At 68.7% G+C, this 17,565-nt stretch carries 14 protein-coding genes and 1 riboswitch; of the genes, 6 read left to right on the forward strand and 8 right to left on the reverse strand.

The genetic code is table 11. From position 1 onward, the window contains the following. Window positions 1-9: 9 nt before the first annotated feature. The 3 genes from tilS to dacB are packed head-to-tail and all read right to left on the reverse strand — an operon-like array spanning window position 10 to window position 3,424. Window positions 10-1,059: a tRNA lysidine(34) synthetase TilS gene (gene tilS, locus A5767_RS02805; protein ID WP_064851590.1), complete on the reverse strand. Its 1,050-nt coding sequence runs from the start codon at window positions 1,057-1,059 to the stop codon at window positions 10-12. Beyond that, window positions 1,035-2,084 carry a zinc-dependent metalloprotease gene (locus A5767_RS02810; RefSeq protein WP_064851600.1) on the reverse strand — a complete coding sequence of 350 codons (1,050 nt, stop codon included), beginning with the start codon at window positions 2,082-2,084 and terminating at the stop codon, window positions 1,035-1,037. The genes tilS and A5767_RS02810 overlap by 25 nt, the downstream gene beginning before the upstream one ends. After that, window positions 2,081-3,424: a D-alanyl-D-alanine carboxypeptidase/D-alanyl-D-alanine endopeptidase gene (dacB, locus tag A5767_RS02815; RefSeq protein WP_006550523.1), complete on the reverse strand. Its 1,344-nt coding sequence runs from the start codon at window positions 3,422-3,424 to the stop codon at window positions 2,081-2,083. Before dacB ends, A5767_RS02810 begins: the two co-directional genes overlap by 4 nt. Before the next feature lie 262 nt (window positions 3,425-3,686). Here dacB and A5767_RS02820 point away from each other — a divergent pair, with 262 nt between their 5' ends. Continuing rightward, window positions 3,687-4,178, forward strand: a complete 492-nt coding sequence (locus A5767_RS02820; protein WP_006550524.1) for an inorganic diphosphatase — start codon at window positions 3,687-3,689, stop codon at window positions 4,176-4,178. A gap of 68 nt (window positions 4,179-4,246) precedes the next feature. Here A5767_RS02820 and A5767_RS02825 read toward each other — a convergent pair whose 3' ends face one another. Continuing rightward, window positions 4,247-5,077, reverse strand: a complete 831-nt coding sequence (locus A5767_RS02825) for a crotonase/enoyl-CoA hydratase family protein (RefSeq protein ID WP_033096936.1) — start codon at window positions 5,075-5,077, stop codon at window positions 4,247-4,249. Window positions 5,078-5,194: 117 nt separating this feature from the next. Between A5767_RS02825 and A5767_RS02830 the strand changes: the two genes are divergently transcribed. The 3 genes from A5767_RS02830 to A5767_RS02840 all read left to right on the forward strand — a co-directional run bounded on the left by A5767_RS02830 (window position 5,195) and on the right by A5767_RS02840 (window position 7,730). Next, entirely contained in the window at window positions 5,195-6,403 is a 1,209-nt protein-coding gene (locus tag A5767_RS02830) for an RNA-guided endonuclease InsQ/TnpB family protein (protein ID WP_006550526.1), read from the forward strand. A gap of 104 nt (window positions 6,404-6,507) precedes the next feature. Then, entirely contained in the window at window positions 6,508-6,981 is a 474-nt protein-coding gene (locus tag A5767_RS02835) for a YbaK/EbsC family protein (protein ID WP_006550527.1), read from the forward strand. Between the two features lie 218 nt (window positions 6,982-7,199). Continuing rightward, the gene (locus A5767_RS02840) at window positions 7,200-7,730 is read left to right on the forward strand and encodes a winged helix-turn-helix domain-containing protein (protein ID WP_006550528.1); all 531 of its coding nucleotides are present in this window, start codon (window positions 7,200-7,202) and stop codon (window positions 7,728-7,730) included. A 62-nt stretch (window positions 7,731-7,792) separates the two neighbouring features. Here A5767_RS02840 and A5767_RS02845 read toward each other — a convergent pair whose 3' ends face one another. Together A5767_RS02845 and A5767_RS02850 are read right to left on the reverse strand one after the other, a co-directional pair. Further along, window positions 7,793-8,410 (reverse strand): hypothetical protein, encoded by a 618-nt coding sequence (locus A5767_RS02845; RefSeq protein ID WP_082937579.1) that lies wholly within the window; start codon window positions 8,408-8,410, stop codon window positions 7,793-7,795. A gap of 208 nt (window positions 8,411-8,618) precedes the next feature. Beyond that, window positions 8,619-9,932, reverse strand: coding sequence for an aminotransferase class V-fold PLP-dependent enzyme (locus A5767_RS02850; RefSeq protein WP_039957820.1), 1,314 nt, complete (start codon window positions 9,930-9,932; stop codon window positions 8,619-8,621). Window positions 9,933-10,000: 68 nt separating this feature from the next. Continuing rightward, window positions 10,001-10,118, reverse strand: a riboswitch (SAM riboswitch). A 165-nt stretch (window positions 10,119-10,283) separates the two neighbouring features. Here A5767_RS02850 and A5767_RS02855 point away from each other — a divergent pair. Further along, the gene (locus A5767_RS02855; protein ID WP_064851591.1) at window positions 10,284-14,189 is read left to right on the forward strand and encodes a Pls/PosA family non-ribosomal peptide synthetase; all 3,906 of its coding nucleotides are present in this window, start codon (window positions 10,284-10,286) and stop codon (window positions 14,187-14,189) included. Then, complete coding sequence (locus tag A5767_RS02860; RefSeq protein ID WP_064851592.1) at window positions 14,156-15,535, forward strand: M1 family metallopeptidase; 1,380 nt, start codon at window positions 14,156-14,158, stop codon at window positions 15,533-15,535. Before A5767_RS02855 ends, A5767_RS02860 begins: the two co-directional genes overlap by 34 nt. Before the next feature lie 91 nt (window positions 15,536-15,626). Here the strand turns inward: A5767_RS02860 and A5767_RS02865 are convergent. Both A5767_RS02865 and A5767_RS02875 read right to left on the reverse strand, forming a co-directional pair. Then, window positions 15,627-16,771, reverse strand: a protein-coding gene (locus A5767_RS02865; protein WP_283481440.1) for an IS3 family transposase whose coding sequence is annotated in 2 segments (ribosomal slippage) — window positions 15,627-16,507 and window positions 16,507-16,771 — 1,146 coding nt in all. Because the reading frame shifts where the segments join, the coding sequence is not laid out codon by codon here. A gap of 65 nt (window positions 16,772-16,836) precedes the next feature. Next, window positions 16,837-17,328: a putative immunity protein gene (locus A5767_RS02875; RefSeq protein WP_231913102.1), complete on the reverse strand. Its 492-nt coding sequence runs from the start codon at window positions 17,326-17,328 to the stop codon at window positions 16,837-16,839. Window positions 17,329-17,565 lie beyond the last annotated feature (237 nt).

Genomic DNA, 17,565 nt, shown 5'->3' on the forward strand with positions numbered 1-17,565 from the left:
GGTCCTTCCCTACCTTCTGCTGCCGGTCGCCCGGACCTTCGCCCGGTCGACGTACTCCACGGCAAGCGTGCCACGCCGACGCGACACCACCAACCTCGTCCCCGTCCGCGGGCCCCGTCCGACCGCGACCGGGCCCTGTCCGCGCCACGCCGCTACCAGATCGTCGACCGTCCGCAGCATCGTCTCGTTCGGCGTGACGGTGTGACCGATCAGCCACGATCGGAGGGCTCTGCGTCGTACTGCGGCGGGAGCCGCCGCGAGAGTGTCGGTGTCGAGCAGGTCGTCCTCGCGCCGCGCTGTCGCGAGCAGGTCGCCGGCCCAGACATCGAGGGCGTGGCCGTCGTCCTGCAGTTGCCCGGCCGTGCGCGCGAGGGCTTCGGCGACGCCCCCACCGAGCACGTCCTCGAGCAGCGGCAGTACCTCACGGCGCAGACGCACGCGCGTGAACCGGTCGTCGGTGTTGTGCGGATCCTCGTACGGGCGGTAGCCGAGTTCGTCGCACGCCCGGCGGGTCGTGTCGCGGCGCACGCCGAGCAGCGGCCGGCCCCACGGCGGGTCGAAGGGTGCCATCCCGCGGATCGAACGCAGCCCCGATCCGCGGCCGAGACCGAGCAGCACCGTCTCGGCCTGGTCGTCGAGAGTGTGCCCGAGCAACACGGTCCGGTCGTCGCGGTTCTCGTCGAGCGCCCGGTAGCGGGCCGCGCGCGCGGCGGCCTCGAGGCCTCCCCCACCGGTGACGTCCACACCGACCACCATGACGGTCGCGCAGCCGCGGGCCCGGGCGAACTCCGCGGCCCGCGCGGCGACGACCTCGGAACCGGACTGGAGGCGATGATCGACGACGACGGCGTGCACCGCCTCGGTCTCCGCGACGGCGGCGGCGGTCAGGGCGGCGGAATCGGCCCCGCCCGACAACGCGACGGTCACCGCGTCGGCCGGGTGCGCGCCCAGCCAGGCCCGCACGGCGAGGCGCACCTCGTGGATCGCCGGGGCTTCGGGCAGCAGCGGACGATCGTTGGACGGTGAAGCCACGATCAGCTCAGCACCCGCGCGATCCACGCATCGGGATGGTCGATCTCCGTCAGGGTGGGCAGGGCGTCCGGACCGGACCACACGGCGTTGAAGTCGTCCGTGCCGACCTTCGCGACGACGGCGTCGACGAACTTCTTGCCGTGCACGTACTGGGCCATCTTGGCGTCCATGCCGAGGACGAGCCGGATGAGGCGATGCACCGGGCTGCTGTTGCGGTGCCGCCGGTTGTCGAACGCCCGCCGGATCCGCGCGACCGACGGGACCACGGTCGGGCCGACACCGTCCATCACATGATCGGCGTGGCCTTCGAGCAGCGTTCCGAGCGCGAGGATCCGATCGAACGACTCGCGCTGAGACTGTGCCTGCAGCGCCCGCACGACACCGAGCATGCCCCGCTCCGACATCGCCTTGTCGCCGGGAGTGCGCAGGTCCTTCACCGCCGACACCACGCGGGTCGCGACGTCGCCCATCGGTTCGTCGACCGCGGTGGCGAGGTCGGCGGCGGCCTCGCGCATCAGCTCGGCCATCCACGGTGCCTGTGCGAACTGCACGCGGTGGGTCACCTCGTGCAGGCACACCCACAGCCGGAAGTCGGCGGGCGGCACCTTCAGGGCGCGTTCGACCGCGACGACGTTGGGCGCGACGAGCAGCAGCGAACGGGAGAACGGGTCGTACTGTCCGAGCACCGCGGACGACAGGTAGGCGAGCATCGCGCCGGCCTGCGCGCCCGCCGGTTTGCCCACCCAGCGGAGGGAGGAGCCGGCCGGATCCTCGCCCGAGGTCGCGGTGAGGTCGGCCATCGACGCCGCGGCCGCACGTACCCAGCCCGGCCGGTCGACGACCTGCGCGGGCGGCGGCTCGGTTCCGTCGTCGAGACGCGTGTGCTCGCGCACCGGTCCCTCGGCGCGCGCGGCGGCCGAGAACAACTCGTCCTGCACCGCATCGCGGGTGTACCGCGACATCGCGGGTTCGGAGCGGGTGAGGCGCACGCCGACCCCGGCCGCGAACGACCAGTCGATCGCGTCGCCGAGTGCCCGCTCCTTGCCGGTCATCGGCAACCGCACTCACGCAGTACCGACGCCACGGCGTCGAGGGCGGGCCGAGCCTCGCTCGGGGACCGGCCGTTGGACAGCAGAGCGAACGACAGCACGCGGCCGTCGGAGTCGACGGTGTATCCCGTGAGTCCGTTGACCTCGGTCAGAGTGCCGGTCTTCGCCCGCACCCATCCGGCTCCGGCACGGGTCGTGGTGCCGTAGCGATCGGCGAGCGTGCCGGTCGCTCCGGCGACGGGAAGATAGTCGAGCATGGGCCGCAGCTCCGTCCTGTTCGGTCCGGCCGCCTCGGAGATCACGCGATCGAGCGTGCGAGCGGGGATCCGGTTCTCGACCGAGAGCCCGCTGACGTCGCGCAACGTCACACCGGTGACGTCCAGACCCGCTTGCTGCAGGGTACCGGTCACCGCCTTCGTCGTGCCCTCGAACGAGTGCTCGTTGCCCGTCGCGACGGCGACCTCCCGTCCGATGGTCTCCGCGAGGACGTTGTCGGATCGGCGCAGCATCTGACCGAGACGCACAGTGAGTGGCGCCGACTGGACCGACGCCATGGGCGCCGCACCGGGTGAGGCGGATCCGAGTGCTACCCGCGCGGGGTCGGCACCGAGCGCCGTCGCCAGTGCACGACCGGCGTCCAGGGCGGGCGTAGCGCTGCGAGGCGATTCGTCCTCGAGTGGGTTCGACCGGGCGCCGTCGAGCATCACCGGTTCGATGGGTGCGACGTAACCGTCGCCGACGTCCTGGGGAAACCAGCCCGGCGCGAGCGGATCCCCGCTGTACAGACTCGTGTCGACGAGGACCGTCTCGACCGTCGTGCCGCTGCGCCGGATCTGTTCGGCGAGGTCGGCGATGCGGGGACCACCGGGGTAGAAGCTCTCCTCGCCGGGCGGCATCGCCGAGAGGGTGGGGTCGCCACCCGCGATGAGGACGATCTCCCCCGGCTTCGAACCCTCGACGACACGCGTGGTGATCCGATGATCGGAGGGCAGCACGAGCATGGCGGCCGCGGCGGTGAGGATCTTCGTGGTGGAGGCCGGGATCAGCGCGCGATCGGCGTCCTTCGACCACAGCACCGTGCCGGTCGTGGGGTCGGTGATCGACCCGGCGAAGTCACCGAGGCCGGGATTGCTCACCGCCTGGTCGAGTGCCGCCGCCAGCGAGGTCGGGTCGGGCGTCGGAGCGTCGGGCGAGACCGCGGCGACCGCGGGGGTCGCGATCACCGGTGCCGGTGCGGGGAGCACGACCGCGCCGGCGGACGCCCGCACGTCGTAGATCGCGAAGGCTCCGCCCACGACGAGAGCGAGGAAACCCGCTCCCCAGATCCCGAAGAGGATCTTCATGTTCCGTCGTCGCCTGGTTGCCAGTGAACCCTGCTTCTTGTTGCCGCCCTGCCCCGTCAACACGCCTCCGCTGCATCCTGCACACACTGGTCGACCAGCTACCCGCACTTCCCGCTGCCGGCCGCACACTGCTGTGACGCACTCGGGGCCCCGGTACCTGCACCTCCAGCCTAGCGCCGCGACCGTTATCCTCTCTGCGGACCATCACCGCAGATACGGATGTCGTATCCGCCGGAAAAACACCGACGAAGTGAGGCAAGGCGTGGAGTTCGAGGTCACTATCGAGATCCCCAAGGGACAGCGGAACAAGTACGAGGTCGATCACGAGACCGGACGCGTCAAGCTCGATCGTTACCTGTACACCTCGTTCGGCTACCCGGCCGACTACGGCTACATCGAGAACACCCTCGGTGAGGACGGCGATCCGCTCGACTGCATGGTCCTGCTGCCCGAGTCGGTCTTCCCCGGCGTGATCGTCGAGGCCCGCCCCGTCGGCATGTTCAAGATGGTCGACGAGGCCGGTGGCGACGACAAGATCCTGGCCGTCCCGGCCGGCGACCCGCGGTGGGATCACGTCCAGGACATCAGCGACGTCTCGCAGTTCGAGCTCGACGCCATCAAGCACTTCTTCGTGCACTACAAGGATCTCGAGCCGGGCAAGCACGTCGAGGCCGCCGACTGGGTCGGTCGCGCCGAGGCCGAGGCCGAGGTGACCGCGTCGGTCGAGCGCCTGAAGAACAACGGCGGGCACTGACACCGAGCCTGTACAACGCGGATCCCCCGGACGATGCGATCGTCCGGGGGATCCGTCGTCTGCGGGGTCTATTCGCCCTTGAACTGCGGCGGGCGCTTCTCGAAGACGGCGGTGATCGCCTCGGTGAGGTCCTCCGACGGCAGGAACGCCGCGTTCCACGCCGCGACGTAGCGGAGGCTGTCGTCGACCTGCGGCGAGCGCGTGTGGTCGAGGACGTTCTTGATGCCCTGGACGACGAGCGGCGGGTTGGCGGCGATCTCCGCGGCGGTCGCGTGAGCGGCGGCCAGCACTGCATCGGCGTCGTCGTGGACGTCGTTGACGAGACCGATCTTCTCGGCGCGGGCGGCGTCGATGTCCTTGCCCGTGAGCGCGAGCTCGCGGACGTGACCGTCGCCGATGATGAGCGGAAGCCGGGCGAGGGTGCCGACGTCGGCGACCATTCCGACCTTGACCTCGCGGACGCTGAACTTCGCGTCGGCGCTCGCGTAGCGGATGTCGGCGGCGGAGATGAGGTCGACCGCTCCGCCGATGCACCAGCCCTGGACCGCGGCGACGACCGGCTTGCGGCAGTCGGCGACGGCCGTGATGGCCGCCTGCATGTTCTTGATCAACGTGTGGAAGTCCGTGCGCGGCTTCGCGAGCGCCTTGCCGGAGACGACGGCGCCGAGGCTGCCGCCCATGGCGACGAGGTCGAGGCCGTAGGAGAAGTTCCGGCCGGAACCGGCGAGGACGACGGCGCGGACTTCGGGGTCGGCGTCGAGCTCACCGAACAGGACGGGCAATTCCGCCCAGAAGTCGGGGCCCATGGCGTTGCCCTTGCCGGGGCCGATGAGCGTGACCTGTGCGACGTGATCCTTGCGTTCGACGGTGAACGCTTTCCAAGGCGAGAGATCGGACATTGTGTGTTCGGCGGCTCTCGGCCCTCACAAGGGTGAGAACCGCCGTCCTCCTTCCAGGGTCGGGCTTGTGATGGTGACGACGGAATCTGTCGGTGGGCGTCGATAGCGTGCCCGGGCATGGGGGTCGAGGTTGTGCGTTACAACTTCCGGTTGCGTGCGGGCAGCAACGCCGAACGTGCGCTGCTCGACGAATGGCATCGCTGCAGGTTCCTGTGGAACGAAGCCGTGCACCTCCAGAAGACGGGCGCACGACCCACTTCCGGGAAGCTGAGCAAACAGCTGACCGAGACGCGCAGACGATCGGCGTGGTTGCGGGCCGGCTCCCAGGTCGCTCAACAACAGACGTTGCGGACTTACGCTCGTGCGCTCGACTCGTCGTTCGCGGTGAAAGGACGCAACCGCCCGAAGTTCAAGTCCCGGAAGGCAACGTCGCCGACTCTCGAGTACACCCGTCGCAGCTTCCGGATCCAGGAAGGCCGATTGCGCTTGCCGAAGGGCGTCACAATTCCGGTGGTGTGGTCGCGGAAACTGCCATCCGAACCGTCGAGTGTGCGCATCACCCGCGACTCGGTCGGAGATTGGTACGCGTCGTTCGTCGTCACCCGCAGCACCGAACCTCCGGCTCCGGCGCCGCCTGGTTCGGCGATCGGTGTCGATTGGGGAGTGACCCACACGGCGACCACCACCGACGAGCGGTTCGACCTGCCGCACCGGGGTCATCGCAAGCGTTGCTCGGCGGAGCTGGCGAAGGCGCAACGAACCATGGCTCGCCGACGCAGACCCAAGGGAAGCCGACCGTCCAACGGATACCGGCGAGCCCGCAAACGTGCGTCGCAGGTGCAGAAGAAGGCCGCTCGGCGGAACCAGCACGAGGCACGGATGTGGGCGCGCGGGGTGGTCGCACACCACGCACTGATCGCCGTGGAGGATTTCCGCCCCCAGTTCCTCGCCCGATCCACGATGGCGAGGAAAGCGGCGGATGCCGCGATCGGCGCTGCGAAGCGCGAACTCGCCGAGCAGGGCACGCGGGCCGGCCGGAAGGTGGTGCTGGTACGGCCCGCATACACGTCGATGACGTGTTCGAGATGTTTCGCGAGAGCCAAGCAACGCCTCGAACTCGGCGAACGAACCTTCCGATGCTCGGCCTGCGACTACAGCGCATGCCGGGACCGGAACGCTGCCAGAGTGATTCTGGCTGTGGCGGAGCGTGGCCACACCGGTGTCGACGACGTCAGACAGGCGGATCACCTCCTGGGTGGTTCGGTTGCGGTCCGAGCCGGGAATCTCCTGCCTTCTGGCAGGAGAGGCGTTAATACCGAAGGGTAACTTGTTTACGTACGGACTGTATCGAGCCACCCCACGACACGACACGACGACGACGCGTCCTCGGAACCGCGCCCATCCGGCGGCGATTTTCCTACTCTTGATCCATGACCAGGTCGCTGCATCCGAATGCCCACCGCGTCTCGGACACGCTCATCGCCCGCGGCCATCACGGTCTGATCGTCCAGCAGCCGGAGACCGTGCACACCGCTGAGCAGGCCGCCGCCGCGGTCGGTGTCGAGGTGGGCGCGATCGTGAAGTCGCTCGTCTTCCTGCTCGATGACGACCCGATCCTGCTGTTGGTGTCCGGGGCGCATCGCGTGTCGGTCGAGCGGACCGGCGAGCGGCTCGGTGGCGAACTCGTGCCGGCCTCCTCCGACCTGGTCACGGAGGTCACCGGCCAGCCGCTCGGTGGCGTCGCACCGCTCGGTCATCCCACGAACCTGCCCACCTACATCGACCGTGCGCTGCAGCTCCACCCGGATCTGTGGGCGTCGGGTGGATGCCCGAACACACTGTTCCGGACCGTCTATTCGGAGCTCATGCGCATCACCGCGGCGATCGACGTCGACGTGGACTGAGACCGTCCACCTACCGGTACACCGGCATCTCCATCCGGGTACACTTTCCGTCGTGACAGTCCGAGCGTGGAGCCGCAGGCATGTCGACCTGTGTCGTACCCGCTCGTGCCTCTGTGCGTTCTGAGATCCGCACCATCCCTTCCTCTTTTCCGGCGCCGCACTGCTGCGGGTAGTTGCCTGCCCGGCGCCGTTCACCTTCCGACCAGCGGAGCCCTTCCATGACCACGTCCTCCATCGAGAACCCGGCCGGCAGCTCGGTCGATTCCCCCGAACTCGTTCTCATCGTGCAGATCTCGGACACGAACGCCGGGTCGGCGGGCGATCTCGCCGCCCTCGCCGATGCTCTGCGGGAGACCGCGCTCGATCTGCTCCCGGGTGCGCGCACCCACACTCTTCTCAGCCCCGGCCCGACCCCTCTGGTCATCGATCTGCCGGCCCGGGGGCTGGTGCTCGACAATCAGCGGGTCGAGTTGAGTCACAGCGAATTCGAGATCCTCGCGCACTTGGTGCGTCGGCCCCGCGTCGTGGTGTCCCGCGCGGCATTGAGGCCGCTCGGCGCCGGATACTCGGAGAACGACGACTTCGACACCGACCGCGGCAACCGCAGTGTCGACGTCCATGTCTCCCGGATCCGTTCCAAGCTGGGACGTTTCGGCAACATCATCACCACTGTCCGCGGGTCGGGCTACCGGTTCGATCCCGATCCGCGCGTACACGTCGTCGAATCACTCGACCGCCGTACGGCGTGAACGCATGCGAAGGAGGGGCAGGAGTCGAAACTCCTGCCCCTCCTTCGCAATACCGATGCGTGTCAGGAAGCGCGCACGGATGTCCGAGGGACCTCACCGAACCGGCGCAGGACCTCGACGACGGTCGGCGAGACCTCGACGAGGCCGCGCGACTCCAGCCACGGCAGCGTTCCGTCGACGAGATGCTCGACGGTGAACGGCGCGGCGAGCGGGATCAGCGTGACGCCGTCGGCGACCTGCACGGCATGGATGTCCGCGATCAGCCCGGCGAGACCGTGCGGCGTTCCGACATAGGACAGCGTGCCGGCCTCCCCGCGAGTCGATTCCGGGCGGGTGCGCCGGGTGCGGGCGGTGCGGGCATCGGAGGCGAGGACGATCTCGACGTCGACGAGCACCGTGACCGAATCGGGATCGCGGCCCTCCTCGGCGGCCTCTGCGCGGATGCGGTCGCGCAGTTTCCCGGCTTCACGCAGGTCGGCGGCACGCACCCGCACGACGTTGGATTCATCGGCGCTGAGGTCGAGCGGCGGGTCGCCGACACGTCCCAGGGTCAGGTCGGCCCAGTAGTCGGGCCCGGAGTGACCGGTGAGTTCGACGGCGACGCGCAACGGCCGGATCGCGGCGGACTCGACGACGGCCGGGTCTGCGGATACAGGGGTGACGGTGGATGCGACGGACATGGGATACCTCTCGGTACGGGCCGCGGAGCGGCACGGAGGGATCGGCCTGTGGGCCGGAAGACTGTGGGGGAGAAGACCTTCAGTCCGGACAGATTCCCGATGCCGTACGGCAGAGGTCGACATGGCGACGGCACCAGCGTGCCGCAGCGATCGTCCTCGTCCGTCCCATGCGAATTACCCTACTGATCCTATGGGGAATTGTCGACCGCTAGACGCACGGAGATGCGTCGCCGTCGGTCGCTCCGAGGCCGGGACGCGTCTCCGGCGAGGGGTTCCACACGCCGGCGGTCTTCGCGTGCACCCACGTCGGCCCGTTCTCGACCAGCAACCGGAGCGCTCCGAGGAGCCGCTCGACATCGTCGGACGAGCTGCCGAGTCCGAGCGACGCCCGGACGGCTCCGCCGGCACGACCGACCCGCGCGAGCAGCGGGTGGGCGCAGAAGCGTCCGTCACGGACGCCGATGCCGTACTCGGCGGACAGATAGGAGGCGACGTGGCCGGGCTCGTAGCCGTCGACCGTGAAGGTGACGATCCCGACACTGTCGGCCGAATCGTTCCACAGCCGAAGCACTTCCACGCCGTCGATGGCCTGCAGACCGTCGACGAGCAGGGCGCACAGGGCCTCCTCGTGACGGATCACCGCGTCGGCGTCGAAACCGGCGAGCGCATCGCACGCGGCGGCAAGGGCGGCGACGCCGAGCACGTTGGGGGTGCCGGCCTCGTGACGCGCAGGGGCGCAGGACCATTCGGTGTGATCGAGGCGCACCTCGCGCACCGCGCCGCCACCGGCGAGGTACGGCTCGGCGGCGTCGAGCCAGTCTCGGCGGCCGACGAGCACTCCCGCACCGAACGGCGCGTACAGCTTGTGGCCGGAGAAGGCGAGGTAGTCCACACCGAGCTCGACGAGATCGACACGGCGATGGGGCACGAGCTGCGCACCGTCGACGAGGATCCGGGCACCGGAAGCGTGTGCGAGCTCGGCGAGTTCGGCGATCGGCAGGACCTCACCGGTGACGTTGGAAGCACCGGTGACGGCGAGCAGGGCCGCGGGTGCGCGCTGCAGTTCGACCGCGAGACGCCATACCGTCTCGGAGACGGTGTCCGCAGCCTCGACGATGCGAGAGTTCTTCCAGGGCAGCAGATTCGCATGGTGCTCGATGTCGAGCACCACGACATCGCCGGGCACCGCACTCGCGAGCAGGTTCAGCGAATCGGTGGTGTTGCGCGTGAAGACGACGACCTGGTCGTCGGCCGCGCCGACGAAGCGCGACACGGAGGAGCGGGCGTCCTCGTAGGCGGTGGTGCTGATCCGCGAAGCGTATCCGGCGCCGCGGTGCACGCTCGCATAGAAGGGCAGCAGCTCGGTGATGCGGTCGGTGACGGCGGACAGCGCCGGTGCGCTCGCCGCGTAGTCGAAGTTCGCATAGGTGCAGGTACCCCCCTGGACGAGCGGAACCTGCACGTCACAGCCGGAAACGGTGGCAAAGGGAGCGATGCAGGTGGTGGTGGCTACAGCAGTCATGACAAATCCCTTGTGTACTCGGGGACCCGCCGGTGACGCCTACGACGGAGAATTCTCGTCGCCGGCGGAGTCCGCGCTTGCCGTGTCCGGTAGTGGATTCACGGCCCGGTCGTCACCCGGAGCACCCCACCGCGGTTGGAGGGTTGCCGACCAGCTAGCCGGGGCTTGACGCTGGTACTCATGACCTGGCGAAGAGAATGGCAGGACGACCGGGCCGTGTCAACCCCGCACAGCTCCGCGTCGCCCGGCACCGCACGACGCCGACACGCGTTCTGCGCGCCGAACGTTCACCTGCCGTCCACCCGGACGTGAGATAACCGGAAGCACCATCGAGCAGAAGGACCCGCGGAATTGCCAGCCATAACCTCGACCCCCGTCGGCCGGTCCCCCATCCCCGACGAGTTCCTCCGCGCGTCGCACGCTCCACCCGCCCGCACCCTCGTCGACCTGCTGCGGAGCACTGCCGAAGCACATCCCGACGCCCCCGCGATCGACGACGGCGCGACGGTCCTCGAATACGCCGAACTGGTCGAGGCGGTGATCGCCGGTGCGTATGCGCTGAACGACGCGGGCGTCGGGGCCGGCGACAGGGTCGGGGTCCGCATGACCTCCGGGCGCAGCGACCTGTATGTGACGATTCTCTCCATTCTCGCCGCGGGCGCCGCGTACGTCCCCGTCGACGCCGACGATCCCGACGAGCGGGCCGAACTCGTGTTCTCGGAAGCGCAGGTCACCGCCATCGTCACGGACGAGGGCATCGGACCGGGCACGGCCGCGCCGTCGGGCACCCCGGTGGTGCGGGGCCCGAACCTCGATGACGACGCGTGGATCATCTTCACCTCCGGTTCAACCGGAACACCGAAGGGTGTCGCCGTCACCCACCGCAATGCGGCGGCCTTCGTCGACGCGGAAGCGCGAATGTTCTGCCAAGGGGAGCCGCTCGGTCCCGGCGACCGGGTCCTGGCCGGGCTGTCCGTGGCGTTCGACGCCTCGTGCGAGGAGATGTGGCTCGCCTGGCGGCACGGCGCCTGCCTGGTTCCGGCGCCCCGCGCGCTCGTCCGCTCCGGCATGGACCTCGGGCCGTGGCTCGTCTCGCGCAACATCAACGTCGTCTCCACGGTGCCCACCCTCGCGGCGATGTGGCCGGCCGAAGCCCTCGAGGCGGTGCGTTTGCTCATCTTCGGTGGCGAGGCCTGCCCACCCGATCTCGTCGAACGTCTCGCGGTTCCGGGACGCGAGGTGTGGAACACCTACGGCCCCACCGAGGCGACGGTCGTGGCCTGCGCGTCGCTGATGGACGGCACCGGACCGGTCCGCATCGGCCTGCCCCTCGACGGATGGGATCTCGCCGTCGTGGACGCCGACGGCAACCCCGTCGAGGAGGGCGCGACCGGTGAACTCGTCATCGGTGGTGTCGGCCTCGCGCGCTACCTCGATCCGGCGAAGGACGCCGAGAAGTACGCTCCGATGCCCACGCTCGGCTGGGACCGCGCCTACCGCAGCGGTGATCTCGTGACGCTCGACCGCGCCGGTCTGCTGTTCCAGGGACGCGCCGACGACCAGGTCAAGATCGGTGGCCGCCGCATCGAACTCGGCGAGGTCGACAACGCACTGCAGAACCTGCCCGGCGTGGCGGGCGGTGCGTGCGCGGTCCGCAAGACGGCCGCGGGACATTCGATCCTCGTGGGATACCTCGCCTCCACCGATCCGGACTTCGACATCGCGTCGGCCCACGACCTGCTGTCCGAACGACTCCCGGCCGCGCTCGTCCCCCGACTCGCGCTCGTCGACGAACTGCCCACCCGCACGTCCGGCAAGGTCGACCGCAACGCTCTGCCGTGGCCGCTGCCCGGCGCCGATGCCGACTCGGTGGAAGCACTCGGTCTCGATCCCACCGCCGAATGGGTCGCCGAACTGTGGACCGACATCCTCGGCGCCCGGATCGAGGGCGTCGACGACGACTTCTTCGAACTCGGCGGTGGTTCCCTCGCGGCGGCGCAACTCGTCACGGCGCTGCGGAGCCGGTATCCCGAGATGACCGTCGCGGAACTGTACGACCACCCGAGGCTCGGATCGCTCGCCGTCTACCTCGACGAACTCGCGCCGACGGAAGCGGCGACACCGCGAGAGGTGACCCCGGTGCCGCGGCTCGCCCAGCTCGGGCAGATCGCCGTGACCGCCGTCCTCACCACCCTTACCGGACTGCAGTGGGTGACCTGGCTGGCGATCCTGAACAACGTCGTCGCGCTCGTCGTGGACGTGCCGTGGACCGTCACCCTGTCGTGGTGGTGGGTCGCGCTCGGTGTCCTGCTGTTCCTCACGCCCGCCGGGCGCATGGCGATCTCCGTCGCGGGTTCGCGTCTGCTCCTGCGCGGCATAGAGCCCGGAAGCTACCCACGCGGTGGGAGCGTCCATCTCCGGCTGTGGACGGCTCTGCGACTGTCCGAGGCCGTGGGTGCCGTGAACATCTCGAGCGCTCCCTGGATGCGGCAGTACGCGCGGGCGCTGGGAGCGAAGGTCGGCCGCGACGTCGACCTGCACAGTCTTCCACCGGTCACCGGTCTCCTCGAACTCGGCGACGGGTGTGCCGTCGAGCCGGAGGTGGACCTCGGCGGCTACTGGGTGGACGGCGACGTCGTCCACATCGGAAGCATCCGGATCGGTGCCGGCGCCACGGTGGGCGCCCGCTCGTTCCTGGCCCCCGGCGCGCGGATCGGTAAGGACGCCGAAGTGGAGGCCGGATCCGCGGTGTTCGGTCGCGTGAAGGCCGGGCAGAACTGGTCGGGCTCCCCCGCCCGCAAGGCCGGCAAGGCCGACCGGCCGTGGCCCGCCGCGACACCGCCGCGGGGCGGCAGGTGGGTGCCGGTCTACGCGCTGTCGTCGATCCTGCTCGGCGGCCTGCCCGTCGTCTCGATCGCCGCCGGGGTCGCGCTGCTCGTGTGGTGGGTGCACGACACCCCCACCGTCTCCGACGCCGTGGTGCACTCCCTGGCGATGCTGCCCGTCGCGGCGCTGCTGACGATGTTCGTCTTCGCCCTGCTCACCCTGACGGCCGTGCGACTGCTTGCCGTCGGGATGACCGAGGGCTGGCATCCCGTGCGCAGCCGCGTGGGCTGGCAGGTGTGGTTCACCGAGCGCCTCATGGACTCCTCGCGCACCTTCCTGTTCCCGCTCTACGCGTCGATGCTCACCCCGATCTGGCTCCGATTGCTCGGCGCCGACATCGGTAAGGACGTCGAGGCGTCGACCGTGCTGATGGTTCCCAAGTTCACCAAGGTCGCCGATGGAGCGTTCCTCGCCGACGACACGATGGTCGCCTCCTACGAACTCGGCGGCGGGTGGCTGTACATCTCGCATGCGAAGGTCGGCAAGCGTGCCTTCCTCGGCAACTCGGGTATGGCGGCGCCGGGTCGGCGCGTCCCGAAGCACGGGCTCGTCGCGGTGCTCTCCGCGGCTCCGGAGAAGGCGAAATCCGGCTCGTCGTGGCTGGGCAGTCCCCCGGTGCGCCTGCGGCGCGCAAGCGGTGACAGCGACGCGAGCCGCACCTTCGCACCGCCGCTGAAACTGAAGATCGCGCGCGGCGCGGTGGAGACCTTCCGGCTCGTGCCCATGGTCGTCACCTACGGCATCGGGCTCGGTGTGCTCTTCGCACTCAACACCCTCGCCGTGCACTGGGGCTATCTCGCCGCTGCGCTGCTGGGCGGTCTCGTGCTCATGGTGGCCGGAGCGGTGGCGTGCCTCGTGACCGTGATCGCGAAATGGCTCGTCGTCGGTCGGATCGGACGCGTCGAGCACCCGCTGTGGAGTTCGTTCGTGTGGCGCAACGAGGTCTCCGACACCTTCGTGGAGACCGTGGCGGCACCGTGGTTCGCCCGGGCCGCGGCGGGCACCGCCGTGATGAACCTGTGGCTGCGCGCACTGGGGTCGAGGATCGGGCGCGGTGTGTGGTGCGAGAGCTACTGGCTGCCCGAGGCCGACCTGGTGTCCCTGGGCGACGGTGCGACCGTCGAACGCGGTTGCGTTGTACAGACCCACCTGTTCCATGATCGGATCATGTCCATGGACACCGTGACCCTCGGCGCCGGCGCCACGCTCGGCCCCCAATGCGTCGCGTTGCCCGCCTCGGGCATCGGCGACGGTGCCACCGTCGGCCCGGCCTCGCTGGTGATGCGCGGCGACGTCGTCCCGCCGTCCACTCGCTGGCAGGGCAATCCGATCACGCCGTGGACCACGCCGAACGACTGGTCGCCGCGGTGAAGCCCATCAAGGCCGCCAAGCCCGTCGCGCCGGTCGCCGCGGACCGGCCGCTCGACCCTTATCTGCCCGAGAGCGGGAACCGCGGCTACCGGGCCTCCCGCTACGAACTCGAACTCACCTACAAGGTCGTGTCCAATCGGCTCGACGGCCGGGCGAAGATCATCGCCACGACTACGGACGTGCGCGCCAAGTATTCGCTCGATCTCGCGCAGTCGATGCGAGTCACGAAGGTGACCGTCAACGGGCGACGTCCCGCCAAGTTCGCGCATCGTGGCGGCAAGCTCACCGTCACCCCCGCCGAGAAACTCCCTGCCGGGGCGGTCCTCGTCTTCGGTGTGCAGTACTCGGGAACCCCCACCCCACTGCGGACCATGTGGGGTGAGGTCGGTTGGGAAGAACTCGACGAGGGTTCGCTCGTCGCGAGTCAGCCCAACGGCGCACCCACCTGGTTCCCCTGCGACGACCATCCCGGTTCGAAAGCCACCTACCGCATCGCGGTCACCACCGACGCTCCGTTCGTCGCGATCGCGAACGGCACCCTCGTGCACAAGACCACGAAGGCGAGTCGCACCACCCGCGTCTACGAGCAACCCGAACCCATGGCGACCTATCTCGCCACGGTCCAGACCGGGCACTACGAGATACGCACCCTCTCAAACGAACCCGTGCCCCAGTACGGCATCCATCCGCCTCGGTTGCGCGCGGCGTTCGATCGGGACTTCGCTCGCCAGACCGAGATGCTCGAGTTGTTCACGCGCCTGTTCGGCCCGTACCCGTTCGCGCACTACACCGCTCTGGTGACCGACGACGACCTCGAGATCCCCCTCGAAGCACAGGGATTGTCGATCTTCGGCGCGAACTTCTGCGACGGCACCGGCCGCGAGGAACGGCTCGTCGCACACGAGTTGGCGCACCAGTGGTTCGGCAACAGCCTCACGCTGAACCGTTGGTGCGACATCTGGCTCCACGAAGGATTCGCGTGCTACGCGGAGTGGTTGTGGTCGGAGAACTCGGGCGGCAGGTCGGCGCATGCACATGCGCTCGACGCCCACCGGGGTCTGGCCCGCAAGCCGCAGGACATCCTGCTCGAGGATCCGGGCCCGAAGGACATGTTCGACGACCGCATCTACAAGCGCGGAGCACTGACTTTGCACGCCCTGCGAGTGCAGCTCGGCGACGAGTCGTTCTTCACCCTCCTACGGACGTGGACCGCGGAACACCGGCACGGCAACGTGACGACGGCGCAGTTCAAGGATCTCGCCGCACGTTTCTCGGACGTCTCGCTCCGGCCGCTGTGGGAGGCGTGGTTGAGCACGCGAGAGCTTCCCCCGGCACCGACCGCCTAGTTCCGAGGGCGCAGAGATGCATCCAGTGCGCTTGGCAGGTCCCCGATAGTCGGTCCGGTCGTTTCTAGAGCCGGTTCCTCTGTGCAGTCGATCAGTCGATCTCGCACGCCACGGGCTGGTGCCGGTGGGTGCATCCGGCAGCGTACTCGGCGGGGGTCTTGTACCCCAATGCCGAATGACGGTGTCGGTGATTGTGGTCGTCCTTGAAGTCCTCGATCACCACCCGGGCCTCGAGCAGAGTGGGCCAGTAGTTGCGGTTCAGACACTCATCGCGCAACCGGTTGTTGAACGATTCGATGAACCCGTTGTTCCATGGCGTACCCGGCGGAATGTAGGACACCCCCACCGACCCAGCACAGAAGTCCCGCAGCGCTTCCGAGATGAACTCCGGCCCGTTGTCCATGCGCAACACCAGCGGCGGCCCACCCCACATCGCGAACGCCTTCTCCAAGCCTTCGATCAACCGCCCGGCGGTGATCGAGCGGTCCACGATGTTCAACAACGACATCCGGGTATGTTCATCGACCATCGACGCGATCTTCACCGTCTTGCCGTCGACGGTCGAATCGAACTGGAAGTCTAATGCCCACACCACATTCGGAGCATCCGCGTCGACGACCGGAACGGAGGACAGGCCGGCACGTTTGCGGCGTGGAGCACGCCGGACCTGCAATCCTTCTTCTTTCCACAGGCGGTGCACCTTCTTCTTGTTCACCTCGATGCCCTGGTCGTAGCGCAGCCATGCCCACGCCCGACGAAACCCGTGCCGCGGATGCTTGCGGGAATACCTGCGCAACTCTGCGCGCAGATCGGCGTCCGGGTCGCCTGGTGTCTGCGCCAACGGCAACCGCCGGTAAACCGATCGGGAGAGCCCAACGACCTTGCACGCGAACCGCTCCGACATCTGTAGGGTGTCGGTGAGCATGGTGATCGCGGCGCGTTTGGCGGTCGGGCTTAGAATTTTCCCTTCGCGATCTCCCGCAACGCGTCCTTCTCCAACTCGGCATCTGCGAGCAATCGCTTGAGCCGGCTGTTCTGCTCCCGCAGTTCCTTGAGCTCCTTCGCCGCATCGGCATCCATGCCGCCGTATTGACGACGCCAGTTGTACAGCGTCGCCGCCGACACCTCGAGCGCGGCGGCGATCTCCTCGCCGTTCTTGCCTTCCGCGGCCAACTCGTCGGCCCGGCGCAGCTTGCGCACGATGTCTTCCGCCGAGTGACGTTTGCGTCCCGCCATGATTCCTATCGTCCCTTCTTCGCCCTTACCAGGGCAATCAGGACTCTAGAACAACCCGGACCTACTCACAGGGGACACGCCACGCTCATCAACTGTCCGACACGACTTCTCGAGGTAGGGGCGATCGGATATCTGGACAGGACGTCGACCACCACGGGGGTCGCACGGCGCCGGGCGTCGTCGAGCGAGTCCTCAGCTGCCGTCGGGTCTCCGCCCGCACGGAGTTCGGCGATGCGCGCGACACTCGCAGCGGTACGCAGGATGTGCCCGACCTGAGTGGCCTTCGCGATCGGGTGCAGATAGGCAGCCGCGGCGGCATCGCCGGCACACCGCGCGGCGAGGGAAGCCGCTTCCGTCGGTGCATCCTTCGCAGCTCGGTGGGCATCCAGGGCGGCGACGCGCTGGAGTCTCGTTCGTCGCGCACCGTCGACGAATTCTCGCGCCGCATCGAGTGCTGAACGTGGACGACGGTCCTCGGGCACGGAATCCTCGAAGACGGGAAGCACGTCCTGTGCACTCTCCGTCACGTATCGGACGACCGCCCGCAGTTCGTCCATGGTGAGTTCGAAATCACCGGTCACGCTTGTCGCCGGCCCGTTCCGTCCCACGTATCCGAGCATAGCCCGACCGAATGTCCGCGTACGAGAAAAGGGGACCCGCGAAAGCGGCTCCCCTCCTCAAAGCCGAAGACCCCCAACAATGTTGGGGGTCTTCGGTAACGGGTGTTCGGCGGTGTCCTACTCTCCCACACCCTGTCGAGTGCAGTACCATCGGCGCAGACAGGCTTAGCTTCC

Origin of the sequence: Rhodococcus sp. 852002-51564_SCH6189132-a (assembly GCF_001665495.1) — a bacterium.
GTDB classification, from domain to species: domain Bacteria; phylum Actinomycetota; class Actinomycetes; order Mycobacteriales; family Mycobacteriaceae; genus Rhodococcus; species Rhodococcus pyridinivorans.

What these genes read in the sequence shown, in the direction of transcription:
- A5767_RS02810 (WP_064851600.1), bottom strand. Translation starts at nt 2,084, where the DNA reads ATGACCGGCAAGGAGCGGGCACTCGGCGACGCGATCGACTGGTCGTTC.
- dacB (WP_006550523.1), bottom strand. Translation starts at nt 3,424, where the DNA reads ATGAAGATCCTCTTCGGGATCTGGGGAGCGGGTTTCCTCGCTCTCGTC.
- A5767_RS02825 (WP_033096936.1), bottom strand. Translation starts at nt 5,077, where the DNA reads ATGTCCGATCTCTCGCCTTGGAAAGCGTTCACCGTCGAACGCAAGGAT.
- A5767_RS02830 (WP_006550526.1), top strand. Translation starts at nt 5,195, where the DNA reads ATGGGGGTCGAGGTTGTGCGTTACAACTTCCGGTTGCGTGCGGGCAGC.
- A5767_RS02835 (WP_006550527.1), top strand. Translation starts at nt 6,508, where the DNA reads ATGACCAGGTCGCTGCATCCGAATGCCCACCGCGTCTCGGACACGCTC.
- A5767_RS02840 (WP_006550528.1), top strand. Translation starts at nt 7,200, where the DNA reads ATGACCACGTCCTCCATCGAGAACCCGGCCGGCAGCTCGGTCGATTCC.
- A5767_RS02845 (WP_082937579.1), bottom strand. Translation starts at nt 8,410, where the DNA reads ATGTCCGTCGCATCCACCGTCACCCCTGTATCCGCAGACCCGGCCGTC.
- A5767_RS02850 (WP_039957820.1), bottom strand. Translation starts at nt 9,932, where the DNA reads ATGACTGCTGTAGCCACCACCACCTGCATCGCTCCCTTTGCCACCGTT.
- A5767_RS02875 (WP_231913102.1), bottom strand. Translation starts at nt 17,328, where the DNA reads ATGGACGAACTGCGGGCGGTCGTCCGATACGTGACGGAGAGTGCACAG.